General features: G+C 73.0%; 27 protein-coding genes and 1 pseudogene. 19 read left to right on the plus strand and 9 right to left on the minus strand.

The features are described from left to right. The first annotated feature begins 32 nt into the window (after positions 1 to 32). The 4 genes and pseudogenes from ACA514_RS03295 to ACA514_RS03310 all read left to right on the plus strand — a co-directional run. The gene (locus tag ACA514_RS03295) at positions 33 to 431 is read left to right on the plus strand and encodes a 6-pyruvoyl tetrahydropterin synthase family protein (RefSeq protein ID WP_375039468.1); all 399 of its coding nucleotides are present in this window, start codon (positions 33 to 35) and stop codon (positions 429 to 431) included. After that, positions 428 to 1,495, plus strand: a complete 1,068-nt coding sequence (locus ACA514_RS03300) for a glycosyltransferase family 4 protein (protein ID WP_375039469.1) — start codon at positions 428 to 430, stop codon at positions 1,493 to 1,495. Before ACA514_RS03295 ends, ACA514_RS03300 begins: the two co-directional genes overlap by 4 nt. Next, complete coding sequence (locus ACA514_RS03305; protein WP_375039470.1) at positions 1,492 to 2,292, plus strand: methyltransferase domain-containing protein; 801 nt, start codon at positions 1,492 to 1,494, stop codon at positions 2,290 to 2,292. Before ACA514_RS03300 ends, ACA514_RS03305 begins: the two co-directional genes overlap by 4 nt. After that, positions 2,220 to 3,059: pseudogene (locus tag ACA514_RS03310) on the plus strand (lysylphosphatidylglycerol synthase transmembrane domain-containing protein); the annotation flags it as partial. The gene ACA514_RS03305 and the pseudogene ACA514_RS03310, both read left to right, overlap by 73 nt. Here ACA514_RS03310 and ACA514_RS03315 read toward each other — a convergent pair. Then, a complete protein-coding gene (locus tag ACA514_RS03315; RefSeq protein ID WP_375039471.1) occupies positions 3,048 to 3,815 on the minus strand; it encodes a creatininase family protein in 768 nt (255 codons plus the stop codon). The pseudogene ACA514_RS03310 and the gene ACA514_RS03315 sit on opposite strands and share 12 nt — an antisense overlap. 310 nt (positions 3,816 to 4,125) lie before the next feature. Here ACA514_RS03315 and ACA514_RS03320 point away from each other — a divergent pair, with 310 nt between their 5' ends. The 4 genes from ACA514_RS03320 to ACA514_RS03335 all read left to right on the plus strand — a co-directional run bounded on the left by ACA514_RS03320 (position 4,126) and on the right by ACA514_RS03335 (position 6,858). Next, positions 4,126 to 4,602 (plus strand): hypothetical protein, encoded by a 477-nt coding sequence (locus tag ACA514_RS03320; protein ID WP_375039472.1) that lies wholly within the window; start codon positions 4,126 to 4,128, stop codon positions 4,600 to 4,602. A 370-nt stretch (positions 4,603 to 4,972) separates the two neighbouring features. Next, on the plus strand, positions 4,973 to 5,677 hold the full coding sequence (locus tag ACA514_RS03325; protein WP_375039473.1) for a hypothetical protein: 705 nt from the start codon (positions 4,973 to 4,975) through the stop codon (positions 5,675 to 5,677). Positions 5,678 to 5,681: 4 nt separating this feature from the next. After that, positions 5,682 to 6,368, plus strand: a complete 687-nt coding sequence (locus ACA514_RS03330; RefSeq protein ID WP_375039474.1) for a class F sortase — start codon at positions 5,682 to 5,684, stop codon at positions 6,366 to 6,368. Between the two features lie 124 nt (positions 6,369 to 6,492). After that, positions 6,493 to 6,858, plus strand: coding sequence for an MmcQ/YjbR family DNA-binding protein (locus ACA514_RS03335; protein WP_375039475.1), 366 nt, complete (start codon positions 6,493 to 6,495; stop codon positions 6,856 to 6,858). 3 nt (positions 6,859 to 6,861) lie between these two features. Here ACA514_RS03335 and ACA514_RS03340 read toward each other — a convergent pair whose 3' ends face one another. The 3 genes from ACA514_RS03340 to ACA514_RS03350 all read right to left on the minus strand — a co-directional run bounded on the left by ACA514_RS03340 (position 6,862) and on the right by ACA514_RS03350 (position 8,610). Continuing rightward, positions 6,862 to 7,467, minus strand: coding sequence for a DUF6082 family protein (locus ACA514_RS03340; RefSeq protein ID WP_375039476.1), 606 nt, complete (start codon positions 7,465 to 7,467; stop codon positions 6,862 to 6,864). Between the two features lie 228 nt (positions 7,468 to 7,695). Next, positions 7,696 to 7,965, minus strand: a complete 270-nt coding sequence (locus ACA514_RS03345) for a hypothetical protein (RefSeq protein ID WP_375039477.1) — start codon at positions 7,963 to 7,965, stop codon at positions 7,696 to 7,698. A 207-nt stretch (positions 7,966 to 8,172) separates the two neighbouring features. Continuing rightward, positions 8,173 to 8,610 carry an ATP-binding protein gene (locus ACA514_RS03350; RefSeq protein WP_375039478.1) on the minus strand — a complete coding sequence of 146 codons (438 nt, stop codon included), beginning with the start codon at positions 8,608 to 8,610 and terminating at the stop codon, positions 8,173 to 8,175. A gap of 96 nt (positions 8,611 to 8,706) precedes the next feature. Here ACA514_RS03350 and ACA514_RS03355 point away from each other — a divergent pair, with 96 nt between their 5' ends. From ACA514_RS03355 to ACA514_RS03375, 5 genes are all read left to right on the plus strand, one after another. Beyond that, positions 8,707 to 9,519: a helix-turn-helix transcriptional regulator gene (locus ACA514_RS03355; protein ID WP_375039479.1), complete on the plus strand. Its 813-nt coding sequence runs from the start codon at positions 8,707 to 8,709 to the stop codon at positions 9,517 to 9,519. Continuing rightward, complete coding sequence (locus ACA514_RS03360; RefSeq protein WP_375039480.1) at positions 9,516 to 9,719, plus strand: DUF397 domain-containing protein; 204 nt, start codon at positions 9,516 to 9,518, stop codon at positions 9,717 to 9,719. The genes ACA514_RS03355 and ACA514_RS03360 overlap by 4 nt, the downstream gene beginning before the upstream one ends. A gap of 215 nt (positions 9,720 to 9,934) precedes the next feature. Continuing rightward, positions 9,935 to 10,138, plus strand: a complete 204-nt coding sequence (locus ACA514_RS03365; RefSeq protein ID WP_375039481.1) for a DUF397 domain-containing protein — start codon at positions 9,935 to 9,937, stop codon at positions 10,136 to 10,138. Between the two features lie 283 nt (positions 10,139 to 10,421). Continuing rightward, the gene (locus ACA514_RS03370) at positions 10,422 to 10,625 is read left to right on the plus strand and encodes a DUF397 domain-containing protein (protein WP_375039482.1); all 204 of its coding nucleotides are present in this window, start codon (positions 10,422 to 10,424) and stop codon (positions 10,623 to 10,625) included. A 117-nt stretch (positions 10,626 to 10,742) separates the two neighbouring features. Further along, positions 10,743 to 11,357: a Uma2 family endonuclease gene (locus tag ACA514_RS03375; protein ID WP_375039483.1), complete on the plus strand. Its 615-nt coding sequence runs from the start codon at positions 10,743 to 10,745 to the stop codon at positions 11,355 to 11,357. 19 nt (positions 11,358 to 11,376) lie between these two features. On the opposite strand, the gene ACA514_RS03380 is transcribed toward ACA514_RS03375, so the two are convergent. Together ACA514_RS03380 and ACA514_RS03385 are read right to left on the minus strand one after the other, a co-directional pair. After that, positions 11,377 to 12,168 carry an SAM-dependent methyltransferase gene (locus ACA514_RS03380; protein WP_375039484.1) on the minus strand — a complete coding sequence of 264 codons (792 nt, stop codon included), beginning with the start codon at positions 12,166 to 12,168 and terminating at the stop codon, positions 11,377 to 11,379. A 101-nt stretch (positions 12,169 to 12,269) separates the two neighbouring features. Then, positions 12,270 to 12,977, minus strand: coding sequence for a GNAT family N-acetyltransferase (locus ACA514_RS03385; RefSeq protein ID WP_375039485.1), 708 nt, complete (start codon positions 12,975 to 12,977; stop codon positions 12,270 to 12,272). 101 nt (positions 12,978 to 13,078) lie between these two features. Here ACA514_RS03385 and ACA514_RS03390 point away from each other — a divergent pair, with 101 nt between their 5' ends. After that, positions 13,079 to 14,731 carry an ABC-F family ATP-binding cassette domain-containing protein gene (locus ACA514_RS03390; RefSeq protein WP_375039486.1) on the plus strand — a complete coding sequence of 551 codons (1,653 nt, stop codon included), beginning with the start codon at positions 13,079 to 13,081 and terminating at the stop codon, positions 14,729 to 14,731. A 6-nt stretch (positions 14,732 to 14,737) separates the two neighbouring features. On the opposite strand, the gene ACA514_RS03395 is transcribed toward ACA514_RS03390, so the two are convergent. Continuing rightward, complete coding sequence (locus ACA514_RS03395; RefSeq protein ID WP_375039487.1) at positions 14,738 to 15,856, minus strand: ROK family protein; 1,119 nt, start codon at positions 15,854 to 15,856, stop codon at positions 14,738 to 14,740. A gap of 148 nt (positions 15,857 to 16,004) precedes the next feature. Here ACA514_RS03395 and edd point away from each other — a divergent pair, with 148 nt between their 5' ends. The 4 genes from edd (at position 16,005) to ACA514_RS03415 (ending at position 19,961) form a co-directional block, all read left to right on the plus strand. Next, positions 16,005 to 17,846, plus strand: a complete 1,842-nt coding sequence (gene edd / locus ACA514_RS03400; RefSeq protein ID WP_375039488.1) for a phosphogluconate dehydratase — start codon at positions 16,005 to 16,007, stop codon at positions 17,844 to 17,846. 50 nt (positions 17,847 to 17,896) lie between these two features. Continuing rightward, complete coding sequence (gene glk, locus ACA514_RS03405; protein WP_375039489.1) at positions 17,897 to 18,880, plus strand: glucokinase; 984 nt, start codon at positions 17,897 to 17,899, stop codon at positions 18,878 to 18,880. Beyond that, positions 18,877 to 19,503, plus strand: a complete 627-nt coding sequence (gene eda / locus ACA514_RS03410; protein WP_375039490.1) for a bifunctional 4-hydroxy-2-oxoglutarate aldolase/2-dehydro-3-deoxy-phosphogluconate aldolase — start codon at positions 18,877 to 18,879, stop codon at positions 19,501 to 19,503. Before glk ends, eda begins: the two co-directional genes overlap by 4 nt. A gap of 62 nt (positions 19,504 to 19,565) precedes the next feature. Next, positions 19,566 to 19,961, plus strand: a complete 396-nt coding sequence (locus ACA514_RS03415; protein WP_375039491.1) for a PPOX class F420-dependent oxidoreductase — start codon at positions 19,566 to 19,568, stop codon at positions 19,959 to 19,961. 39 nt (positions 19,962 to 20,000) lie between these two features. Here ACA514_RS03415 and ACA514_RS03420 read toward each other — a convergent pair whose 3' ends face one another. Continuing rightward, on the minus strand, positions 20,001 to 20,498 hold the full coding sequence (locus ACA514_RS03420) for a DUF1707 domain-containing protein (RefSeq protein ID WP_375039492.1): 498 nt from the start codon (positions 20,496 to 20,498) through the stop codon (positions 20,001 to 20,003). Positions 20,499 to 20,502: 4 nt separating this feature from the next. After that, positions 20,503 to 21,246, minus strand: coding sequence for a PadR family transcriptional regulator (locus tag ACA514_RS03425; RefSeq protein WP_375039493.1), 744 nt, complete (start codon positions 21,244 to 21,246; stop codon positions 20,503 to 20,505). A gap of 193 nt (positions 21,247 to 21,439) precedes the next feature. On the opposite strand from ACA514_RS03425, the gene ACA514_RS03430 reads away from it, so the two are divergent. After that, complete coding sequence (locus ACA514_RS03430; RefSeq protein WP_375039494.1) at positions 21,440 to 23,452, plus strand: phosphatase PAP2 family protein; 2,013 nt, start codon at positions 21,440 to 21,442, stop codon at positions 23,450 to 23,452. Positions 23,453 to 23,492: the final 40 nt, after the last annotated feature.

Below are 23,492 nucleotides of genomic sequence, written 5' to 3' on the forward strand. Positions count from 1 at the left end.
AGGAAAGCCGGCACAGGAAACAGGGAGGGCCCTTGTTCGGCATCACCGTCCGCGACCACTTCATGGTCGCGCACAGCTTCCGCGGCGAGGTCTTCGGCCCGGCGCGGCGGCTGCACGGCGCCACCTTCGTCGTGGACGCGACGTTCCGCCGCGCGGAACTCGACGCCGACAACATCGTCGTCGACATCGGGCTCGCCACCCGCGAGCTCGGCGAGGTGCTGCGGGAGCTGAACTACCGCAACCTCGACGACGAACCCGAGTTCGCGGGGGTCAACACGACGACGGAGTACCTGGCGAAGGTCGTCGCCGACCGGCTCGCCGCCCGGGTCCACGCCGGGTCGATGGGGGAGAGCGCGCGCGGCCTGGCGGAGATCGCGGTGACGCTGCACGAGTCGCACGTCGCGCGGGCGAGTTACGAGCGCCCGCTATGACCGCGGAAGCCTGCTTCGTCGTCCCCGGTGACATCGACGACCCGGACGTGCCGAGCGGCGGCAACGTCTACGACCGGCGGCTCTGCCAGGAGCTCGCCGCGGCGGGACGGGCCGTCCGGGAGATCCCCGCGCCGGGCGCCTGGCCGCGCCCGGACGCCGCCGCCCGCGCGGGCCTCGGCCGGTCCCTCGCCGCGCTGCCGGACGGCGCCGTCGTCCTGATGGACGGCCTGGTCGCGTGCGGAGTCCCGGACGTCGTCGTCCCGCACGCGTCCCGGCTGCGCCTCGCCGTCCTCGTCCACCTGCCGCTCGCCGACGAGGGCGGCGCCGACCTCGACGCGCTCGAACGCGCCACCCTGCACGCCGCCGGCGCGGTCGTCGCGACCAGCCCGTGGGCGATGAAACGCCTGATCGGGCGGCACGACCTCGACCCCGCCCGGGTCCACGCCGTCGCCCCCGGCGTCGACCCCGCACCGATCGCCACCGGCACCGACGGGGCGTCCCGGCTGCTGTGCGTCGCGTCCGTGACCCCACGCAAGGGGCACGACGTCCTCGTCGAAGCGCTCGCCGCCGTCGCGGACCTGCCGTGGAAGTGCGCCTGCGCCGGGTCCCTGGACCGCGACCCCGCCCACGTCGCGCGGGTGCGCGAGTCGATCGGCCGGCACGGCCTCGGCGACCGCGTGCACCTCGCCGGACCCCTCACCGGGCTCCGCCTCGACGCCGTCTACAGTGCCGCCGACCTCGCCGTCCTGCCCACCCGCTCGGAGACCTACGGCATGGTCGTCACCGAGGCCCTCGCGCGCGGGATCCCCGTCCTGACCAGCGACGCCGACGGCGTCCCCGGCACGCTCGGGCACGCCCCGGGCGGCACGGTCCCCGGTCTCCTCGTCCCCCCGGACGACCCGGCCGCGCTCGCCGCGGCCCTGCGCCGCTGGCTGCTGGACCCCGGGCTGCGCGACGGCCTCCGGTCCGCCGCCCGGCGGCGCCGCGGCACGCTGCACGGCTGGGACGCGACGTCCCGCCGGATGGCCGCCGTGCTGGACGGACTCGGGAAGGAGACGACATGACCGCCTATGCCCCGACCTGGCTGGCGCTGCGCGAGGAGGCCGACGCCGCCGCCCGCGCCGGCGAGCTGCTCGGCCCGCTGCGCGCGCACCTGCCGCCGCCCGGCCGGCCGCTGGTCATCTGGGACCTCGGCTGCGGCACCGGCGCGCTCGGCCGCTGGCTCGCCCCCCGGCTGCCCGGACCCCAGCACTGGATCCTGTACGACAGCGACCCCGGCCTGCTGGAGGAGGCCCGCGCCAACGCCTACCGCACCGCCGACGGCACGCCCGCCACCCTCGAGACCCGCGAGGGCGACCTCACCGGGCTGCACGCCGCCGACCTCGTCGGCGCGTCCCTGGTCACCGCGTCCGCGCTGCTGGACGTCCTCACCGCCGAGCAGGTCGACGGCATCGCCGCCGCCGCGTGCTGCCCCGCGCTGCTGACCCTGTCGGTCGCCGGACGCGTCCGGCTCTTCCCGTCCGACCCGCTGGACGCCGCGATCGGCGCCGCCTTCGACGCCCACCAGCGCCGGGACGGGCTGCTCGGACCGGACGCCCCGGCCGCCGCCGCCACCGCGTTCCGCCGCCGCGGCGCGACCGTCGCGACGCGGCCCAGCCCGTGGCGGCTCGGGCCCGCGCAGGCCGCGCTCACCCGCGAATGGCTGCGCGGCTGGGTCGGCGCCGCCGTCGAGCAGCGCCCCGACCTCGCCGAACCCGCCGCCGAGTACCTGCGCCGCCGGCTCGGCGAATGCGACGCCGGGCGCCTCACCGCCGAGATCCACCACCTCGACCTGCTCGCACTCCCCGGGAGCGCATCGTGAAGTTCTGGCCCTGGCTGCGCGTGCTCGCCGCCCTGGCGATCCTCGCCGGCCTGCTGTGGTGGCACAGCACGGCCGCGTTCGTGGCCGCGCTGAAGGCCGTCGACGGGCCGTCCGTCGCCGCCGCCCTGCTCATCGGCCTGTTCAGCACGGTCTGCGCGGCCGCCCGCTGGCGGCTGATCGCCCGCGGGCTCGGCCTGCCGCTGCCGCTGCGCGGCGCGGTCGCCGCCTACTACCGGGCGATGTTCCTGAACGCGGTGCTGCCCGCGGGCGTCCTCGGCGACGTGCACCGCGCCGTCAGCCACGGCCAGCGGTCCGGCGACCTCGGCCGGGGCGTCCGCGCCGTCGTGCTGGAGCGCGCCGCCGGGCAGATCGTCCTGGTGCTCGCCTGCCTGGCCGTCCTGCCGGCCCGCCCGTCGCTGCTGGCGTCGCTGAAGCCCGCTCTGATCCCCGCCGTGCTGCTGCTGAGCCTGCTCGCCGCCCTGGCCCGCTGGCGCCACCGCGCCGTCGCCGCCGCGCTCGCCGAGGCCCGCGGCGCCCTGGCGGCCTGGCCCGGCATCACCGCGCTGTCCGCCGCGGCCCTCGCCGGCCACCTCGCGCTGTTCGTCGTCGCCGCCCGCGCCGCCGGCTCGCACGCCCCGCTCGCCGAACTGCTGCCGCTGCTCCTGCTGGCGCTGCTGGTCATGGGCCTGCCGATCAACGTCGGCGGCTGGGGCCCCCGGGAGGCGGTGACCGCGCTGGCGTTCGGCGCCGCCGGCCTAGGCTCCGCCGAGGGCCTCACCATCTCCGTCGTCTACGGCGTCCTGACGCTCGTCTCCGCCCTGCCGGGCGCCCTGACCCTGCTGGTCGAGCACCGCGAGGCAGTGCCCGAACGCCCCGGCGAGGCTCGCGAGCGCGTCCCGGCCCTTGCCGGCGGAGGCCAGTGACGGCCGCCCGATGACCCCCGACGCGGTGTAGCGCGCCATCCCGGCGGTCAGCAGGTGCCGCCGGTCGTCGGCCAGGTGGTCGGCGCGCTCGTATCCGGGCCGCACCAGTTCCGGATGCGCGTGCAGCAGGATGGACGTCTCCAGCTCACCGGCGTGCATGTCGCTGATTCCGGACGTCTGCATTCCCGCCGCCGCCCGCGCCTCCTCCCACTCGTCCATTCCGGGGAACAGCGCCATGTCCCCGCCGGCCTCCTGGACGACGTTGCCGAGCACGTAGTTGCCTCCGTGCCCGTTGACCAGCACCAGCTTCGGCACGCCCGCCCTCCGCAGCGAGTCCGCCACGTCCCGGACCACCGCGTGCAGGGTCGCCGCCGAGATGCTGACCGTCCCGGGCCATTCCGCGTGCTCGTGCGAGCAGGAGATCGTCACCGGCGGCAGCAGCCGCACCGGATGCGCCTCCGCGATCTCCGCCGCGACCGTGCAGGCGACCACCGTGTCCGTGGCCAGCGGCAGGAACGGCCCGTGCTGCTCGAAACTCCCGACGGGCAGCAGCGCCACGCGGACGTCCCGTTCCTCCGTGCTCGTGTGCGTCGGCAGCATGCGCCCACCCTGCCACGCCGGCGCCCGTCCGGGGCCGCGCTCCCGGCCGGACGACCTGTTCGCCGCGACTCGCATTGCTTATCGTTTTTGTCGTACATGATCAGCATGTCCATTATCTGGGCTTCTGCCGGTGACGGAGAATCGTCGCTTGGGAAGCGGCCGACGCGGACTTCACGATCTCCTTCCCTCGCTGTTCCCAATGTTTGCGATCAGCGCGACATCAGGCGAAATCTCCCGGGAACTGTGATCAACGAAACGATGTCGGACACCTCCGGCAAAGAACAAGATCACGAGTTCGGGGAGAAGTATGATGACAAGCGCGCGAACCGGCATGATGCTCGCGGTGGCCGGCGCGGCGAGCGGCCTGACGCTGCTGGGCGGCGGCGCCGCCCTGGCGGCCACCGCGCCGCACGGCGGGCCCGTCGGCGCCGGCGACATCTGCCGGTACGAGGTCATCGCGCGGAGCGGCCTGAACGTCCACCAGACCCCGCAGGGCAAGCTCATCCCGCCGCCGCTGAAGTTCGGCCTGCACATCGGGGCGGACTGCAAGACGAGCCACGGCGGCTGGGTCGAGCTGCACCAGGGCGTGCCGAAGGACCAGCTGCACGGCTGGGTCTTCCGCAAGTACCTGAAGCCGATCAAGCCCAGCGGCGGCGTCTCCGCCGGTGGTGGCGGCACCTCCGCGACGGCGAACCCGCTGCTGGCGGGGGCCGGTGCGGGCACCATCGCGCTGGGCGCCGGCATCGCGATCGCGGTGCGGCGCCGCCAGGTGAAGGGCCTTTCCTGACCCTGGGCGCCGAGCGGGGCGCGGCGGCCGGCCAGTGCACCAGCGGGTGCCGGCCGGCCGCCGTTCCCCGCCCCGGGGACCGCCCGGGGCACGTCGCCCGTTCGTCCGCCGCGCGGCGGAGTTCATTTCCCGGAACGGGTGATATTCGCCGTCCTTGTCGGTCGATGAACGCATTGTCGATAATGGTGACCTTGTCGCCGGATATAGAACGTCGCTTGGCCGTTGAACAATGAGATTTTCGAGGTGCCGACACAACGCTATCCCCAACGTTTGCGACAACGACGGCATGTGCCGAATGCGGAGGGGGCAGCTTGATCAACGACGATGTCGGACACCTCCGGCATCAACAAGATCATTAGTTGGGGGAAGAATGAGGACAAGCGCGCGCACAGGCACGCTGCTCGCGGTGGCCGGGGCGGCGAGCGGCCTGACGCTGCTGACCGGCGGGACCGCCGCCCAGGCGGCGGCGCCCGCCACGCCGCACAAGGCGGCCGCGGCCAAGATCTGCCGGTACGAGGTGATCGCGCGGAGCGGCCTGAACGTCCGCACGGGTCCTGGCACCCAGTTCCGGAAGGTGCCGCCTCCGCTGGCGTTCGGCAAGCACATCGGCGCCGACTGCACGTCGACCCACGGCTGGACCCGGCTGCGCCAGAGCGTGCCGGCGAACCAGGTCGGCAAGTGGGTCTCCAGGACGTACCTGAAGCCGATCGTGACCGGCGGGGTCTGCCGCTACGAGGTCAACGCGCGGAGCGGGCTGAACGTCCGTGAAACGCCGAACGGCCGCCTGGTGCCGCCGCCGCTGCCGTACCGCAAGCACATCGGCGCCGACTGCACCGCCACGAACGGCTGGGTCCGGCTGCGGCAGAGCGTGCCGGCGAACCAGGTCGGCAAGTGGGTCTTCCGGGCCTACCTCAAGCCGATCACGCCCCGGAGCGGCGTGATGGCCGGTGGCGGCGGCACCTCCGCCACCACCTCGCGCGACCCGCTGCTGGCCGGGGCCGGCCTCGGCGTCATCGCGCTGGGCGGCGGCGTCGCGATCGCGGCACTCCGCCGCCGGGCGAAGGGCCTCTCCTGAGCCTATGAGCAGAGCAAGGCGCAGCGGCCGGCCGATACACCCGTGGTATTGGCTGGCCGCCGTCCTCATCGCGACAGGAACCGCCCTGTGCGTCGTCGGATTCAGGCTCGGCGGCCCCGACGCGCCACCGCAACCGCCCTCGGCCGACCTGGTGGGGAAGGCACCCGAGAACGCCGCCCCGAACCCGGAGCAGGCGCTCTCCCCGTCCTTGCCGCGACGGATCAGGGTCCCGTCCATCAAGGTCGACGCGCCGGTCGTCCCGGTCGCCACCCGCCGGGACGGCGAACTCGGGGTACCGCCGCTGAGCAGGGTGGACGAGGTCGGCTGGTACGAGGACGGCCCGACCCCGGGGGAGAACGGCCGCAGCGTCCTCGTCGGCCACGTCGACTCCAAGACCGAGCCGGGCGTCTTCTACAGGCTCGGCGCGCTCCGCCCGGGCCGCCGGATCGAGGTCGTCCGCAAGGACGGCACCGCGCCGGCCTTCCGCATCGACCGCGTCCAGCGCGTCGCCAAGGACAGGTTCCCGACGGACAAGGTCTACGGGCAGGAAGGGGGCCCGGAACTGCGCCTCATCACCTGCGGCGGCGCCTTCGACCGCAAGCGGGGCCACTACGACGACAACATCATCGTCTACGCGTCCCTGATCCCCGGCGCGCAGAACGCCGCCCAGGGCGCCCACCGCAACACCTGAAACCCGCGCCGGCCGGCCCGCCGCCCAGTGCGGGCCGGCCGGACGGTGAACCGCCCCCGCGAGCGCCTCGCCGACGACGCGTGGGACTCTGGAGACGCACCGCCCCCGGGAGAACGGAGCTCCGATGGCCGGCCCCCCGCTGCGCGACCGGGTCATCGACGAGTGCACCGCCAAGCCCGGCTCGGTGGAGGACTACCCGTTCGGCGACCAGGTGGCCGTCTTCAAGGTCTGCGGACGGATGTTCGCCCTCGTGTCCCTCGGACCGCCGCCGGGATCCGTCAGCCTCAAATGCGACCCCGGCCTGGCCCTCGACCTCCGCGCCCGCCATCCGGCCATCACCGCCGGCTACCACCTCAACAAACGCCACTGGAACACCGTCGCCCTGGACGGCTCCGTCCCCGACGACGAACTCGATGAGCTGATCGACCACTCCTACGACCTGGTGGTGGCCCGCCTGACCAGAGCCCAGCGAAACGAACTGAGAAGCTGACCGTCAGCGTCCGCGGCCCCGCCCCACGAAGGGCGTCAGCGCCACAACCCCGGCGGCCGCCGCAGCGGCGACCGCCCACGGGCGCCACTGGACCGGCGTGCGCTCGGCCGGCGGCGCGGGAGCGCGGCGATACTCCTCGTCCAGGATCTCGTGGAAGCGGCGCGCCCGCTTGCTCCCCGACGTGCTCAGCCGGACCTGCCGCGCCTCCCGCCAGTACGCCCGCCCGGGCCGGCCGCTGAACATCTCCCGCGAGACGGCCCGGAGACGCACCTCGGGCAGGGCCTTGGTCTCGTACGACATCTGCCACTCAGAGACGATCATGTTGATGTACATGAGCTGCCGCCGCGCCTTGCGGTCTCCCCCTTCGGGAACCGGCCCCCACGCCTCGTCCAGAGCCGGATCGTCCATCGCCACCTTGAGCAGCTCGGCAATCGCGACCCGCCGAGCCTCCTCCCGCGCGATCTTCGTATCCCGCGCCTGAAACATCAACGCGGTCACAATTCCGATCAGCGCGACGACGGCGAGCACCGCCATCGTGGCCAGGACGTAGGGACCACTTGTCCGTACGGAATCCTTTTGAAGGACGATCACCATGCTGAACGTGAGCACGGCGAGGAGCGAACCAAGGACGAGGGGAAGCGCACTCGACCCGGTCCGCTTAACGCGGCTGGGGGGCATGGGGGAAGCATAGGTTCAGCCCCAAGCGACGATCCCGGATTTGAGAGAACCGGGACGCTCCCACCGCCGACAGATATTCGCCGCACGCAGGTTTAGTCCGAATTGCGTTAAGTGGCTGCTAATAAGCAGTGCCGCCTGCGGGTCGACCGCGCCGGCCTCTCAGGCGTCCCGGATGTCGGGCTTGGCGGCCGAGAGCAGGCGCCCGGAGATGATCACGAGGCGCTCGTCGGCGCCCATGCTCACGCCCGGCGGGAGCCGGTCGGCATAAGCGGTCGTGGCGTCGCGGCCGATGACGGCGATATCGCCGTTGTCCAGCTCCCAGATTTCAGGGCAGTCCTGCGTGGTGCGGCTGTCGCCCACCTCGGCGGCGGTCTTGCCGAGCCTGCGCCGGAACTCCGCTGCGTGGTCCGCTTCCCACGGTCTCGTCATGAGGCACTCGCTTCCCGTCGACGGCATCGCGCTGAAACTCTCGCACCACACCTCAAAAGTGACAAGAGTTGCTTTTAATGGACGAGTTAGACAGCGGGTTCCCGGTCGCCCGCCGCCGGTCACCTGTGCTGCCACGATCCTCGGACTCGCTCGAACGCGCAGTTACAGCCCTCTTGCTTCCAGGTAAGGCTCAGGCTCGTCCGGTGGTCAGGGTGGCGGAGAGGTCTCCGCGGCGGGCATGAGGGCCCAGATGATTTTGCCGACGCCGTTCGCGGACGGACGGACGCCGGTGCCCTTGGCATAGGCGGCGACGATCGCCAGGCCGCGCCCGTTCAGGGCGTCCAGGCCGGCCTTGCGGGGGAGGGGAGTTCCGGGCGCCGGATCCCAGCACTCCAGCAGCGGCGCACCGTTGAACGTGGTGATGCGGATCCGGATGTGGCGGCCGGGCGCCGCGTTGACCGCGTTCGTCGTGATCTCGCTCATGACGAGGATCGAGTCGTCGACCAGCGACCGCTCGTGGCCCCAATGGGTGAGCGCGTAGCGGACGAGTTCGCGAGCGAGCGCGACCGAAGACCCCACAGCGAGCAGGGTCATCCGGATTTCATCCGATTTGGGCATTTTAAACGTCGGAACCTGATCACTCATGACTTCCGTCCTGTTCTCTGAAACGTGCTCACAGGATCGGTGTTCGAGAGTTATCGTGCTTTGCATCAGGAACCATTGGATACATCGGAGGGCGACGTGAGTGTCCGTGAGACCGTCGAGCCGAAATCTTCGCTGTGGGCCTGGTTGGCCTTTGACCTGTGGTTCTATCGGACTCAGAGAGGGTTGTCCCTGGCTCAGGTCGGCTTGATCGTTAAGGCCGCGCGCGGCACTGTATCCAACTGGGAGGCGGGGCGTCGCCGGCCAAAAAATGATCACATGAAGCGACTCGATGATGCCTGGGACACCGGCGGGCATTTCCAGAGGCTGCTGTACTACGCCTGCACCGGACATGATCCTGACTGGTTCAAGCAGTACATTCAGTACGAATCGGCCGCGGACGTGATCAAGGTTTACCACGGTCAGTCTCTTCCCGTTCCGGTGCAGACCACCGAGTATGCGCGGTCGCTGCTTTCTCGTGGCGCCGGTGCAGAGGACATTGAAGGGGCGCTCGAGGTGCGGATAAAACGGCAGGAGACGCTCAGGCGTGCGGCGCCACCGAGGCTGTGGATCCTATTCGATGAGGCGGTACTGAATCAGATGGTCGGCGGTCGGGATGTTATGCGTGACCAGATGCGCAGGCTGCTCGAGTTGAGGGAGTCCCCCAACGTCGTCTGCCGGGTAGTCCCTTTCTCTGCGGGTGCTCATCCTGGGCTTGACGGCCCATTCCAAGTACTCACGGTAGGCGGCCGTGACATCGCGTATGCCGGAGCGCAGATCGGCGGTCGCTTGATCGAGGGCGGTGACGAGGTCAACGTCCTCAGGGTACGGTTCGACGAGATCGGGGCCGAGGCGCTGTCTCGGTCGAGTTCGGTCGCTCTCATTGAGCGGAGGCTGGAGGAGTTGTCTTGACGGAATGGCGCAAGAGTTCGCACAGCGGTGGCGTCAATGACGAAGCCTGCGTCGAGGTGACTGACCTGGGTGGACGTATTGCGGTGCGGGACTCCAAGAACCCTGAGGGGCCGCGCCTCGGGTTCAGTGCCGACGACTTCGGCGGGTTGCTGGCGCGCATCAGGCGCGGGGAGATGGACCTCGACCGGAGCGCTACCTGAAGGCCAAGTACCCGAGTGCGGGCGCAGACATCAGAAGGTGGCGACGACCCGCAGCTGACGGTGACGTCCCTACGCCGGGGCTCAGATCGGCGGGCGCTTGATCGAGGCTGGTGACGAGACCGCCGGTCTGGGGATAAAGTTTGATCAATTCGGGGCCGCTTGCCCTGTCTTGCGCCCTCGCTGGATCTGATCGAACGGACGTTGAGGGCGTACGAATGATCAAGTGGTGGAAGAGCTCCCGGAGTGGCGGCGTCAACGACAATGCGTGCGTCGAGGTGGCTGACCTCGGCGGACGTATCGGGGTGCGGGACTCCAAGGACCCTGACGGGCCACGCCTCGGGTTCAGTGCCGACGACTTCGGCGGGTTGCTGGCGCGCATCAGGCGCGGAGAGATGGACCTCGACCGGCGCGCTACCTGAAAGCCCATGTACCTGAGTGCGGGCGCGAGCATCAGAAGGTGGCCGCCTGCCTGTCGCTCGCGCTGGAACAGGCGGCCGTGCAGTGCGGCGCCTTCTCGACATCGGAGACGACCCGAAGCTGACGGTGACGTCGCCTACGCCGGGGCTCAGATCGGCGGGCGTCGGTTGATCGAGGCCGGTGACGAGACCGTCGGCCTGGGGACAAGGTTTGGTCAAATCGGGGCGCTCGCCCTGTCTCGGGACGCTCCGCTGGATCTGATCGAAGAGACGTTGAGGCGTACGAATGATCAAGTGGCGGAAGAGTTCCTACACGGGCAGCGGTAACGATGATGCGTGCGTCGAGGTGGCTGACCTCGGCGGACGTATCGGGGTGCGGGACTCCAAGGCCCCTGGGGGGCCGCGCCTCGGGTTCAGTGCCGACGACTTCGGCGGGTTGCTGGCGCGCATCAGGCGCGGGGAGTTGAACCTCGACCAGCGCGTTTCCTGACGGCTGATTTCGGTTCGAGTGGGTGACGAGCGGGTTCGTCCAACCGCTCGCATGCGGTGAGGGCACGTCACGGCCCGTAGGATCTGTGTCGCTGTACGCCAACCTGGAGCGCCGAACATGCCCGTGTGGCACCGACAGCAACACGAGCCGATCACCTGGGAGATGTTCCTTGAGTTCGATGAGGGCATCAGGCGTGACCTGGAGATCGTCGACGGTTATGTGGTGCCGCGGGAGCAGCGCGGACGTGAGCATCAGAAGGTGGCCACCCGTCTGTCCCTCGCGCTGGAACAGGCGGCCGTGCAGCAGATCCGGCGCAGCGGACGCGCGGAGCGCTATGAGACGAACACCGAGGTGGACGTCCTGCTGTGGGAAGCGCCCCCGACCGGTCGAAAGCCGGATGCGGTGCTGCATCGCTGCATACCGGACTTCGAGCAGTTGGCGGCTGAGCACGTCCTGATCGCCGTGGAGGTGCGCTCGCCCTGGTCGGAGCGGCGCGACCGGGTTCACAAGATGGCCGATTACGCCGACGCGGGCATACCGCACTACTGGCTGGTTTCCTTCGACAAGGTGGGGGCGCTGTCCATCGAGCGCTATGCGCTGGCGGGTGGCCCTGGGCGGTATGCGTACATCGGGACGACCCATCGTGACATGGGGCCTGTGGCGGTGACCGCGTCCGATCCCTTCCCGATCGAGGTGCTTTGGGAGCACCTGGAAGTCGCTCCCTCTTTGTGAGATGCGGTGGCGTGGGGGGTCAGGGTTTGCGGGCTACGCCGGCGTAGCCGTCTACGGGGGCTCCAGTCAGGTCCGGGTGGACGGGGCGCCACTGGGTGATCTCGACCAGGCCCGGGTCGACGAGGTCGAGGCCGCGGAACAGGCGGGCGACCTGGTCCACCGAGCGGGCCGTCATGGGGGTCGTTCCGTCGGCCTGGTTCCACGTCTCGATCGCCTGGTCGGTCCGCTCGCCGTGCACGACGTTCGTCGTGGCGTACAGCGCCAGGTACGACCCGGACGGCAGCGCCGCCACCAGCTGGTCGACGATGCCGAACAGCTGGTCGTGGTCGGGGATGAACTCGGTGATGCCCATGAGCATCAGCGCGACCGGCCGGCCGAAGTCCAGCGTCCGGGCGGCCTCTTTCAGGATGGTGTCGGGGTCGCGCAGGTCGGTGTGGAGGTACTCGCAGGCGCCCTCGGGGCTGCTCGCCAGCAGGGCCCGGGCGTGGACCAGCACGAGGGGGTCGTTGTCGACGTAGACGATCCGGGCGTCGGGCGCCGACCGCTGGGCGACCTCGTGCGTGTTGTCGGCCGTGGGCAGGCCGGTGCCGATGTCGAGGAACTGCCGCACGCCGGCCTCTTCCACCAGGTAGGACACCGCGCGGTTGAGGTACTGGCGGGATTCGCGGGCTAGCCGCGCCACCTCGGGCAGCACGTCCAGGGCCTGGTCGCCCGCCGCCTGGTCGGAGGGGTAGTTGTCCTTCCCGCCGAGCAGGTAGTTCCAGACGCGGGCGGAATGCGGGACGTCCTGGTTGATCTCCGGTTCCGTCATGGCTCCTCGATCCGGCCGGAACTGTGTCGGGTCAGAGCGTAAGAGCCGGCCGTCCACAGGGGAGCGGGGGAGCGTACGGCGGCCGGATGTGGCCCGGTGGGCTACGGGGTCCAGATCATTGTTCGCTGGTGGAGGCGCTGCCCGCGGTACCGGACGCCGGGGACGAGGCGGGCCGGGCCGTGCTCGGTGAAGCCCATGCGGCGGAAGAACGAGAGGGCGCGGGTGTTCTCGCACAGGGTCTGCAGGTGGCAGCCGGGGGAGCCGGTGGACCTGAGCCGGTCGAACCAGGCGGTCATGAGGTTCTCGGCGGCTCCGGTCCCGCGTGCCTCGGGGACGAGGTTGATGTGCAGGTGGGCGGGCCATCGGGGGTCCTCGAAGGCCCCTGCCCTGGGGCGGCGGCGGGCGGCGGCCCACAGCAGGTCCCCGGTGCTGCGCGCGAAGAAGGCCGCGAGACGGGGGCGCAGCATGAGGCGGTGCCTCCGGATGGCCTCCAGCGTGCGGGCCTCCTCGCTCGGGAGGCGGGACGAGTCGCGGCATCCGGTCAGGCAGCCGACGAGCCGTCCCCCGGACTCGGCGACGAAGAGCGACTCCGGTTCCAGGTCCATGTAGGGGGTGAGGTAGATGGACGCCTCGGACTCCTCGTGGCCCCAGAGGGACCCGGACGGGGAGCCCTCGCGGGCGCGGCCGAACAGGGCGAGCAGTTCCGTTCGGTCGTTCTCGGTAAAGGGGCGGATCCCCGCCGGCGCGGGGGGACCGGCGGCGCCATCGGGGGGCCAAGCCCTTTCGGTCTGCAGGTAAAGCGGGTTCATGTCCACCCCAACGTCCGGGACGGACCGGATGACTCCTGGCGATCAACGATGGGGCTCGCCCCGTCCGGCCGGGGGCCGGGGGCGGATAGCGTTGAGGGCCTATGAGCGCCACTCTCGTTGTCAAAGATCTCGCGGCCGGGCATGGGGACCGTGCGCTGTTCGACGGCCTCGACCTGGTCATCGCCCCGGGGGACGTCATCGGGCTCGTCGGCGGCAACGGTGCGGGCAAGTCGACGCTGCTGCGGCTGCTGGCCGGGATCGGGACGCCGGAGCAGGGCGCCGTCCAGTTGAGCCCCGCGTCGGCGGCCGTCGGGTACCTGCCGCAGGAGCCGGAGCGGCGGCCGGGGGAGTCCGTGGCGGGGTTCCTCGCGCGCCGGACGGGCGTGGCGACGGCGCAGGCCGACCTGGACGCGGCGACCGAGGGCCTGGTGGAAGGGCGCGCGGGCGCCGACGACGCCTACGCGGTGGCGCTGGAGCGCTGGCTCGCCCTCGGCGGCGCCGATCTCGAGGACCGGGCCGGGGAGGTCGCGGACGAGCTGGGCCTCGGGGTCGGGCTCGACCGGCCGATGACCGCGCTGTCGGGCGGGCAGGCGGCGCGGGCGGGCCTGGCGTCGCTGCTGCTCAGCCGGTACGACGTGTTCCTGCTGGACGAGCCCACGAACGACCTGGACCTGGACGGCCTCGATCGGCTGGAGCGGTTCGTCACGGGGCTGCGGGCGGGGACGGTCGTCGTCAGCCACGACCGCGAGTTCCTCGCCCGGACGGCGACCGCCGTCCTCGAACTGGACCTCGCCCAGCGCCAGGTGAACCTGTACGGCGGCGGATACGACGCCTACCTGGCCGAGCGCGAGGTCGCGCGGCGGCACGCGCGGGCGGAGTACGAGGAGTACGCGGGCAAGCTGTCGGCGCTGCGCGAGCGCGGCCAGATGCAGCGTTCCTGGATGGACAAGGGCGTCCGCAACGCGCGCCGCAAGGCCACCGACAACGACAAGATCGGCCGCAAGTTCCGCTCGGAGGCCAGCGAGAAGCAGGCGGCGAAGGCGCGGCAGACCGAGCGGGCCATCGAGCGCCTCGACACCGTCGAGGAGCCGCGCAAGGAGTGGGAGCTGCGGATGGAGATCGCCGCGGCGCCCCGGTCCGGCGCGATCGTGGCGACGCTGCGGGGCGCGGTGGTGCGGCGCGGCGCGTTCACGCTGGGGCCGGTGGACCTGGAGATCGGCTGGGCCGACCGGGTCGCGATCACCGGCGCGAACGGCGCGGGCAAGTCGACGCTGCTGGGCGCGCTGCTCGGCCGGATCGTCCCGGACGAGGGCGACGCCGCGCTCGGGCCGGGCGTCGTGGTGGGCGAGGTCGACCAGGCGCGCGGCCTGTTCCTCGGGGACGAGCCGCTGCTGGAGGCGTTCGCCGCCGCGTCCGGCCTCGATCCGGAACCGGCCCGGACCCTGCTGGCGAAGTTCGGCCTGCGCGCCGGCCACGTCCTGCGCCCGGCGGGCACCCTGTCGCCCGGCGAGCGGACCCGCGCCGCCCTCGCCCTGCTCCAGGGCAGGGGCGTCAACCTGCTGGTGCTGGACGAGCCGACCAACCACCTCGATCTCCCGGCCATCGAGCAGCTCGAATCCGCGCTGGACGGCTACACCGGCACGCTGCTGCTGGTCACGCACGACCGCCGGATGCTCCAGGCCGTCCGCACCACCCGCCGCCTCACCGTCGCGGACGGCCGCGTCGCCGAGGACCTCGCCCCGACCGGCCGCTGAGGACGGTCAGAGGGCGTCGACGGCGTCGGGGGACAGGATGTTGGCCAGGACCATGGCGGCGCAGCCGGTGAGACCGGCGGTCTCACCGAGGCGGCTCGGCTCGATCCGCAGGCTGCGGGTCGCGAGGACGGTCGAGCGCTGGTAGACGGCCTCGCGCAGGCCGGCGATGAGGGGCTCGTCGGCGCCGACGAGGTCGCCGCCGAGGACGACGACGGCGGGGTTCAGCAGGTTGACGGCGGTGGCGACGACCTCGCCGATGCGGCGGCCCGCCTCGCGCAGCAGCGCGACGGTGGCGGGGTCGCCGGAGCGGGCGAGGGCGGCCAGGGCGGGCAGGTCGGCCGCGGCGGAGCGGGCGAGCAGGGCGGTGCCGCCCGCGACGGCCTCGACGCAGCCGGTGTTGCCGCAGCGGCACGGCGCGCCGGCGCCGGACGGGACGGGCACGTGGCCGATCTCGCCCGCGGCGCCGAGCGCGCCGCGCTGGATGGCGCCGCCCGCGATCACGCCCGCGCCGATCCCGGTGGACACCTTGACGAACAGCAGGTCGCGGACGCCGGGGTGGGCCTGGTGCTCGCCGAGCGCGGCGGTGTTGACCTCGTTGTCGAGGTAGGCGGGGACGCCGAAGCGGTCCCGGACCGGGGGGCCGACCTCGACGCCGTCCCAGCGTCCGGGAAGGTGCTCGACGGCGTCGGGGACGCCGAGGCCGACGCCGCGCACCGCGGCCGGGTCGACGCCGGACCCGGCGAGCAGGTCGGCCCAGTGGTCGAGGAGGCGGGGCAGGGTCTTGCCCGCGGTGGTGTCGGCGGGCGGCGCGTCGACCTGGGCGAGGATGCGGCCGCCGAGGTCGCAGACGGCGAGCTGGCCGCGGGACTGGCCGAGGTTGGCGACCAGCACGGCGCCGCCGGCGGCGTTGAACTCCAGCCGGGCCGGGGGCCGCCCGCCGGTGGACGGCCCGTCGGCGCGCTCGACGACCAGGCCGCGGCCGACCAGGTCGGCGACCCGGGACGCCACGGCGGGGCGGGACAGGCCGGTGACGCGGCCCAGCTCGGCGCGGGTGGCGACGCCGTCCTCGCGGATGAGGCGCAGCACGTCGCCGCTCGTGGACGGGCGAGTGGCGGGACGCGGCATCCGGTCAGTCAAGCACGCGCCTGTTCGGTACGTCCAGTTAGACGAACAGACGGGCTTTTGTCAGTTGAAGTTCATAAGTCGGCTTGTATGCGTGACCTATGTCTCGATAGTTTGTCGATCAACTGATCCCCCTGGTCTGGAGCTTGCGATGGCCCTGCAACCCGCCCGCCGACCCGTGTTGCACCCCGCGCTGGAACGCGTCACCCAGCGCATCGCCGAGCGGAGCGCCGCCCGGCGCACCGCCTACCTCGACCGCATCGCCGCCGCCCGCACGCAGGGCCCGGCGCGCGGCGGCATGGGGTGCGCGAACCTCGCGCACGGGTTCGCGGCCTGCGGCGTCCAGGACAAGCTGTGGCTGCGCGGGAACGTGACACCGAACATCGCGATCGTTTCCGCCTACAACGACATGCTCTCCGCGCACCAGCCGTTGAAGGACTACCCGGACATCCTGAAGGCCGCGATCCGCCAGGCCGGCGGCACCGCGCAGTTCGCGGGCGGCGTCCCGGCGATGTGCGACGGCATCACGCAGGGCCGTGCCGGCATGGAGCTGTCGCTGTTCAGCCGGGACGTGGTGGCGATGGCGACGGCGGTGGCGCTGTCGCACGACATGTTCGACGGCGCGCTGCTGCTCGGGGTGTGCGACAAGATCGTCCCCGGGCTGGTGATCGGTGCGCTGGCGTTCGGGCACCTGCCGGTGATCCTCGTGCCGGCCGGGCCGATGGCGTCCGGGCTGCCGAACGCGCAGAAGGCGAAGGTCCGCAAGCGGTACGCGGCGGGCGAGATCGGGCGGGACGAGCTGCTCGCCGCCGAGTCCGCGTCCTACCACTCGCCCGGCACCTGCACCTTCTACGGGACGGCCAACTCCAACCAGCTGCTGATGGAGGTCATGGGCCTGCACCTGCCGGGCGCCAGCTTCATCCCGCCGGGCACCCCGCTGCGCGACGGCCTGACCGAGGCGGCCGGGCGCCGGGTCCTGAAGATCACCGACCTCGCCGACGAGTACACCCCGATCGGCGAGCTGCTGGACGAGCGGGCGTTCGCCAACGCGATCGTCGCGCTGCTGGCGACCGGCGGCTCCACCAACCACACGCTGCACCTGGTCGCGATGGCCGCCGCCGCGGGCATCGAGCTGACCTGGGACGACTTCGACGAGCTGTCCAAGGTGACGCCGCTGCTCACCCGGCTCTACCCGAACGGGACCGCCGATGTGAACCACTTCCACGCGGCGGGCGGCACCGCGTTCCTGATCGGCGAGCTGATCGACGCCGGGCTGCTGCACGAGGACGCCCGGACCGTCGGCGGCGCCACCCTCGCCGCGTACCGCAGGACGCCGCAGTTGGAAGGCGGCAAGGTGGTGTGGCGCGACGCGCCCGCCGAGTCCGGGGACACCGGCGTCCTGCGCCCCGCGGCCGAGCCGTTCGACACCCACGGCGGCCTGCACACCGTGTCCGGCAACCTCGGCCGCGCGGTGATCAAGGTGTCGGCGGTGCGGCCCGAGCACCGCACCGTCGAGGCGCCCGCCCGGGTGTTCGAGTCGCAGGAGGCGATGCAGGAGGCGTTCGCCGCCGGCGAGCTGGACCGGGACGTCGTCGCGGTCGTCCGGCACCAGGGCCCGCGCGCCAACGGCATGCCGGAGCTGCACCGCCTCACCCCGCCGCTGTCGGTGCTCCAGGACCGCGGGTTCCGCGTCGCGCTGGTCACCGACGGACGCATGTCGGGCGCCTCGGGGGCGGTGCCCGCCGCGATCCACGTGTCGCCGGAGGCGGCGGCGGGCGGGCCGCTCGCCCGCGTCCGCGACGGCGACATCGTCCGGCTGGACGCCGACAAGGGACTGCTCGAAGTGCTCGTCCCGGACGAGGAGTTCGACGCGCGCATCCCGGCCGGGGCGGCGCCGTCCGCTGAGGAGTGGACGGGCACCGGACGCGAGCTGTTCAACACGTTCCGCCGCTCCGTCGGCGCCGCCGAGCTGGGCGCCGGAGTGTTCGCATGAGCGGAGCGAACCGGGGGGCGTGGGGGGTCGCCCCCTCACACGAGGCACGCGTGAGCGGGGTGTGGCTGGTCGCGGACGTCGGCGGCACCAACGCCCGCTTCGCCCTGGTGGACGGCCCCGACGGCGCCCCCTACCGGGTCGAGTCGCTGCCGACCCGCGAGCACGCCGGGCTGGCGGAGGCGGCGGCCGCCTACCTCGACCGGTACGCCCCTGGCGTCCGCCCGTCGGCGGCGTGCCTGGCCGTGGCGGGTCCCGTCGCGAACGGGACCTACCACCTGACCAACGCCGGCTGGCCGAAGGGCACCCCGCGGGAGGTGGGGGACCGCCTCGGCATCCCGCACCTGGAGATCATCAACGACTTCGAGGCGCTCGCGCTGGCGCTGCCGCGCCTCGGCCCGGACGACGTGGTCCCCATCGGCCCGGCGTCGCCGCGCACGGAGGCGGCCCCGCTCGCCGTGGTCGGCCCGGGGACCGGGCTCGGCGTCGCCGGGCTCGTCCCGACGCCCGCCGGCTGGGTGCCGCTGCCCGGCGAGGGCGGCCAGGTCGACGTACCCGCCGCGACCGACCGGGAATTGGAGGTCGTCCGGCTGCTGCGCGCCGAGTACGGCGCGTCCCGCGCCGAGTCGCTGCTGTCGGGCAGCGGTCTCGCCGCGATCCACCGCTACCTGGCGCTCCTCGACGGCGTGCGGGCCGAGCCCCTCGACCCCGCGCGGATCTGCGCGCACGACGGCGACCCGCGCTGCGCGGAGACCCTCGGGATGTTCTGCGCGCTCCTCGGCTCCCTCGCCGGGAACGTCGCCCTGACGCTCGGCGCGCGCGGCGGCGTCTACCTCGGCGGCGGTATCCTCCCGCGCATCGCCGGCGCCCTCGCGGCCAGCGACTTCCGCGCCCGGTTCGAGGCGAAGCCGCCCGTCGAGGACTACATGCGGCCCATCCCGACCGCGCTGATCGTCCACCCCCGCCCGGCGCTCGCCGGCGCGGCCGCCCGGCTGGCGCAGAACCCCGCCGTCCCGGAGATGCTGGAGACCTCATGAACACCGAAGAGCTGCTCGGGCTGGCGCCCGTCGTCCCGGTCGTCGTCCTGGAGGACGCCGGCGCCGCGGTGCCACTGGCCCGCGCCCTGGTCGAGGGCGGGCTGCCCGCCATCGAGGTGACGCTGCGCACGCCCGCCGCCGTCGAGTCGATCGAGCGGATCGCCGCCGAGGTGCCCGGCGCCGTCGTCGGCGCCGGGACGGTCGTCACCGCGCAGGACGCCGAGCGGTCGCTGAAGGCGGGCGCGCGGTTCCTCGTCAGCCCCGGCTGCACGCCCCGGCTGCGCGCCGCGATGGCGGACACGGGCCTGCCGTTCCTGCCGGGCGTCTCCAGCGCGTCCGAGGCGATCGCGCTGCTGGAGGAGGGCGTCACCGCGATGAAGTTCTTCCCCGCCGAGGCGGCGGGCGGCGTCCCCTACCTGAAGGCGCTCGGCGGGCCGCTGCCGCAGATCCGGTTCTGCCCCACCGGCGGGATCCGGCCCGGCACCGCCGCCGACTACCTCGCGCTGCCGAACGTCGGCTGCGTCGGCGGCACCTGGCTCACCCCGTCCGACGCCGTCGGCGCCGGCGACTGGGACCGCGTCCGCGCCCTCGCCGCCGAGGCCGCGGGCCTGCGCCGGAGCTGATGTCACATCCGCGGGTCTCCCTCCCGTCTCCTGGGCAGGAGCAAGAACAAGGGAGGCCCGCAATGCAGAGCGCGAAGATCCGCGAGATCCTGGACGGCCTGGCCGGGCAGCGCACCGTCCTGCTGACCACCTACCGCAAGGACGGCACGCCGGTCGGGACGCCGGTGAACATCGTCGTCCGCGGCGACCACGCCTACTTCCGTACCTACGACAAGGCGTACAAGGCCAAGCGGCTGGCCCGCAACCCCGAGGTCGAGGTCGCCCCGAGCACCTACAGCGGCAAGGTCACCGGCCCCGCGGTGCACGGCCGCGTGCGGCTGCTCACCGAGGAGGAGGCGAAGCCGATCCGCCGGATGCTGGCGCGCAAGCACCGCCTCCAGCAGGGCATCGCGGTGCCGCTGCTTCACCGGATGAAGCACTACAGGACGCTGCACTACGAACTGACCCTCGACGCCTGACCCCGCCCGGCGGTCCCCGCCCGTGGTCAGGCGGCGGGGTCAGGCGCCCGGGGTGAGGTGGCGGCGGGCGCGGCGGGCGCCGGTGAGCAGCATGGCCGCGCGGACCAGCCAGATCACCAGCGCGACGTGCAGGACCGCCAGCGCCGCCGTGCCCACGCCCACGCTGAACGTGACCACGAAGAACACGGCGATCAACAGCGGGAACACCTTGAAGTGCGGACCGTGCCGGTGAGCCATGTGCCGGTGGTGCCGCCGCATCGGATGTCCCGGGCCGCCGAACATGAGCGCGGGGCCGAGGTCCCAGGGGACCTCGGCGAAGGCCGCCGCGGGCCGTTCCGGTTCGGGCAGGCCGGTCGGCGCGGGCAGGTCGCGGACGAGGGTGCGCAGGTCGCCGTGCGTCCTGGCGGACAGCGCGGCGTCCAGGCGCTCGTCGAGTTCACCGCGGTCGAGCCGCCCCGCCGCGAAGTGGTCGTGCAGGGCGACCATCACGGCGTCCCGCTCGGCGTCGCCGACGCGGATGTCGTCCGGGCGAGTCATCGGTCTACTCCTCGTCGTCGGTGGCGGTCGGGCCCGCGTCGGCGCCGGGCGCGTCGTCGGCCAGGATGCGGTACAGGTTCCGGCGGGCCTCCGACAGGACGTCCGTGGCCCGGCCGACCTGCTCGGGCGTGCCGGAGTGGACGATCTGCATCACCGCGGCCCCCGTCTGCGCGGCCTGCTTGAACAGCTCGGGGACGCCCTCGCCGAACTCGGGCGTCATCTCCGCCCACGGCTCGGCGAGCCGCTCGGCGTTCTCCTCGACGTGGGCGCGGCCCTCGTCGGTGAGGTGGAAGGTGCGGCGGCCGCCGCCCTCCTCGCCCGCGATCAGGCCCTCGTCGGCGAGCTGCTGCAGCGCCGGGTAGACCGCGCCGGGGCTCGGCTTCCAGGCGCCTTCGCTGCGCTCGTTGATCTCCTGGATGATCTGGTAGCCGTTGCGGGGCTCCTCGGCGAGCAGGACGAGGATCGCCGCGCGGACGTTGCCCTTGCGGGCCTTCGGTCCCCGGCCCCACGGGCCGCGCCCGCGCGCCCAGGGCGCCCGGCCGGGGCCGAACCCGCCGGGCGGCCCGAAGGGGGCGCCGGGCCCGCCGCCGAACATCGGGCCGAAGCCGGGGAACTCGCCGCGGGGCCCGGGGCCGTGGTGTCCGGGGCCGTGGTGCCGGGACGCCGCGTGCGCGGCCTTCGCCCCGAGCGCCGCCGCCGCGAACGCCCAGCGCCAGTCGGGTCCGCCGTGCGCGTGTGCCGTTCCCATGTTCTGCACCTTCCTTCTGAGATCTCTCTTTGATCCTTCGCGATACGACAACGATATATCGAAGACGGGTCGGAGCGCCAGATGGTTCCCGGACCGGCCGCGGCCCGCGCCGACATCCCGGACAAGATCCTTTATTCCGGTCATGGCCGTCTGACCGGCGGAAATGCTGGGTAAACAGCCGTGCGGGGGGACCATGGGGACTCAGGAAGCGGTGACCGCGCAGGACGCCGTCCTCGCCCGGGACGGCTCCGGGACGCGCGGGCGGGCGAGCGGCGAGGTTCTGCTCGGGCTGGCGCTGTTCGGGCTGTACTCCCTGGTGGCGATGCTGCCGGAGCAGGTCAGGGAGCACGCGGCCCGCCGGCACGGCGAGCTGGTGTACGGCCTGGAGCGCGCCCTGCGCGCCGACGTGGAACCGGCGCTCAACGGCTGGCTGGCCGGACGGCCCGTCTGGCGGCTGCTCGCCGACTACGAGTACGCCACCACCTACGCCGTGGCGACGCTCGCGCTGCTGGTCTGGCTGTACGTGCGGCATCCCGAGCGGTACCGGACGGCGCGCAACGCGTTCGTCATCCTCAACGTCGTCGCGATCGCGTGCTTCGCGCTGTTCCCGGTCATGCCGCCCCGGCTGCTGGGCGATCCCGGCTTCGTCGACACGGTCCGGGGCGGCCGGACCTGGGGGTCGTGGGGGTCGCCGCTGATCGACCGCGCGGACCGGCTCGCGGCCGTCCCGTCCCTGCACATGGCCTGGACGCTGTGGGCCGGCGTCGAGCTGGCCCGCGTGCAGGCGCTGCGCTGGGTCCGGGCCCTGAACGGCGCGCACATCGCGGTGACCGCGTACGTCATCGTCGCCACGGCCAACCACTACGTCCTGGACGCGGTCGCGGCGGTCCCGCTGGTGGCGCTGTCGGTGCTCACCGCCGAACGGCTGGCGGCCCGGCCGCCCGCGGCCGAACGCGTCCCGGCGCAGGACGCGTTCTTCCTGGCGGTGGAGACCGGCGCCGCCCCGCAGCACACGGGCGGCGTCATCATGCTCGACACCTCGCGCCGCGCGCTCGGCCGCTACGACCTGGTCCGGCTGATCGGCGACCGGCTCGACCGGCTGCCGCGGTTCCGGCAGCGGCTCGCCGACCGGGGCCGGTGGCGCCGCCCGGTCTGGCTCGACCACCCCGCCGTCGACTGGTCCTGGCACGTCACCGAGCGCGACGTGGACGGCATGGGCGGCCTGCGCGCGATGATCGCCGAGATCCAGGCCGAGCCGCTGCCCCGCGACCGGCCGCTGTGGCGGATGATCCTGGTCAACGGGGCCGCGCCCGGCCGCACCACGCTGGTGTTCCTGATGCACCATGTCGTCGCGGACGGCGTCGGCGTGGTCGCGCAGGCCATCTCGCTGATGGAGCCGGCCGCGCCCGCCGCGTCCGGCGGCGGGGCGACGGCGCCGCCGCGCCGCCGCGTCCGGGAGGCGCTCGCCGGCGCCGTCGGGCTGGCGCAGCTCGCCGCGGACAGCGGGGTCGGCGCGGCGCCACCCGCGCGGCTGCCCGCCGCCGGGACGGCCGAGCGCCGCTTCGGCACCCTGCGGATCCCGCTGGACGACCCGCGGCGGATCGCCAGGCGGCACGGCACCCGGGTCTCCGACGTGGTGATGTGCGCGGTCGCCGGCGGCCTCGCGCGGACCGTCCACCGTCCGGAGGCGGGCGCGGCGCCGCGGGAGTGCCGCGTCGCGGTGCCGCTGATGATGCGGGCGCCCGGCCAGGGCATGGAGGGCAACCACACCACCGCCGTCATGGTCGACCTGCCGATCGGCGCGATGCCGGAGACCGAGCGGCTCGCCGAGATCGCCCGGCGCAGCCGCGTCCTGCGGTCCGGCACCCGCGCGCTGGCGGCGTGGTTCGTGATGCGGCAGGTCGGGCGGCTCATGCCCGCGCCGCTGCACGCCCGGTTCGCGCGGGCCGTCTACGGCGGCCGGTTCCTGCAGGGGATCGTGTCGAGCCTGCCGGCCAGCGGCGAGCGGCTGCTGCTGACGGGTGTCCCGGTGACCGGGGTGTACCCGGTCGTCCCGCTCGCGCCCGGGGCGCCGCTCGCGGTCGCCGCGCTCGGCGTCGACCGCGAGCTGTGCTTCGGGATCTGCGCGGACACCGGGCTGGTGGACGACGCCGACGCGCTGGCCGGCGCCGTCCGCGACGTCGTCCGCGAACTGCGGGACGAGTGATCACACGCCGGTGATCACACGCCGGTGGTCACACGCCGGT

The sequence above is a fragment of the Actinomadura sp. NTSP31 genome, assembly GCF_041951385.1.
GTDB lineage: Bacteria > Actinomycetota > Actinomycetes > Streptosporangiales > Streptosporangiaceae > Spirillospora > Spirillospora napierensis.

Excerpts from the sequence above, each read along its gene's own strand:
- ACA514_RS03325 (WP_375039473.1), top strand. The coding sequence starts at position 4,973 with ATGAGGACAAGCGCGCGCACAGGCACGCTGCTCGCGGTGGCCGGGGCG.
- ACA514_RS03300 (WP_375039469.1), top strand. The coding sequence starts at position 428 with ATGACCGCGGAAGCCTGCTTCGTCGTCCCCGGTGACATCGACGACCCG.
- ACA514_RS03345 (WP_375039477.1), bottom strand. The coding sequence starts at position 7,965 with ATGACGAGACCGTGGGAAGCGGACCACGCAGCGGAGTTCCGGCGCAGG.
- edd (WP_375039488.1), top strand. The coding sequence starts at position 16,005 with ATGGCCCTGCAACCCGCCCGCCGACCCGTGTTGCACCCCGCGCTGGAA.
- ACA514_RS03420 (WP_375039492.1), bottom strand. The coding sequence starts at position 20,498 with ATGACTCGCCCGGACGACATCCGCGTCGGCGACGCCGAGCGGGACGCC.
- ACA514_RS03380 (WP_375039484.1), bottom strand. The coding sequence starts at position 12,168 with ATGACGGAACCGGAGATCAACCAGGACGTCCCGCATTCCGCCCGCGTC.
- ACA514_RS03390 (WP_375039486.1), top strand. The coding sequence starts at position 13,079 with ATGAGCGCCACTCTCGTTGTCAAAGATCTCGCGGCCGGGCATGGGGAC.
- ACA514_RS03315 (WP_375039471.1), bottom strand. The coding sequence starts at position 3,815 with ATGCTGCCGACGCACACGAGCACGGAGGAACGGGACGTCCGCGTGGCG.
- ACA514_RS03370 (WP_375039482.1), top strand. The coding sequence starts at position 10,422 with ATGATCAAGTGGCGGAAGAGTTCCTACACGGGCAGCGGTAACGATGAT.
- ACA514_RS03385 (WP_375039485.1), bottom strand. The coding sequence starts at position 12,977 with ATGAACCCGCTTTACCTGCAGACCGAAAGGGCTTGGCCCCCCGATGGC.
- ACA514_RS03425 (WP_375039493.1), bottom strand. The coding sequence starts at position 21,246 with ATGGGAACGGCACACGCGCACGGCGGACCCGACTGGCGCTGGGCGTTC.
- ACA514_RS03320 (WP_375039472.1), top strand. The coding sequence starts at position 4,126 with ATGACAAGCGCGCGAACCGGCATGATGCTCGCGGTGGCCGGCGCGGCG.
- ACA514_RS03430 (WP_375039494.1), top strand. The coding sequence starts at position 21,440 with ATGGGGACTCAGGAAGCGGTGACCGCGCAGGACGCCGTCCTCGCCCGG.
- ACA514_RS03305 (WP_375039470.1), top strand. The coding sequence starts at position 1,492 with ATGACCGCCTATGCCCCGACCTGGCTGGCGCTGCGCGAGGAGGCCGAC.
- ACA514_RS03415 (WP_375039491.1), top strand. The coding sequence starts at position 19,566 with ATGCAGAGCGCGAAGATCCGCGAGATCCTGGACGGCCTGGCCGGGCAG.
- ACA514_RS03330 (WP_375039474.1), top strand. The coding sequence starts at position 5,682 with ATGAGCAGAGCAAGGCGCAGCGGCCGGCCGATACACCCGTGGTATTGG.
- ACA514_RS03335 (WP_375039475.1), top strand. The coding sequence starts at position 6,493 with ATGGCCGGCCCCCCGCTGCGCGACCGGGTCATCGACGAGTGCACCGCC.
- ACA514_RS03395 (WP_375039487.1), bottom strand. The coding sequence starts at position 15,856 with ATGCCGCGTCCCGCCACTCGCCCGTCCACGAGCGGCGACGTGCTGCGC.
- ACA514_RS03350 (WP_375039478.1), bottom strand. The coding sequence starts at position 8,610 with ATGAGTGATCAGGTTCCGACGTTTAAAATGCCCAAATCGGATGAAATC.
- eda (WP_375039490.1), top strand. The coding sequence starts at position 18,877 with ATGAACACCGAAGAGCTGCTCGGGCTGGCGCCCGTCGTCCCGGTCGTC.
- ACA514_RS03365 (WP_375039481.1), top strand. The coding sequence starts at position 9,935 with ATGATCAAGTGGTGGAAGAGCTCCCGGAGTGGCGGCGTCAACGACAAT.
- ACA514_RS03375 (WP_375039483.1), top strand. The coding sequence starts at position 10,743 with ATGCCCGTGTGGCACCGACAGCAACACGAGCCGATCACCTGGGAGATG.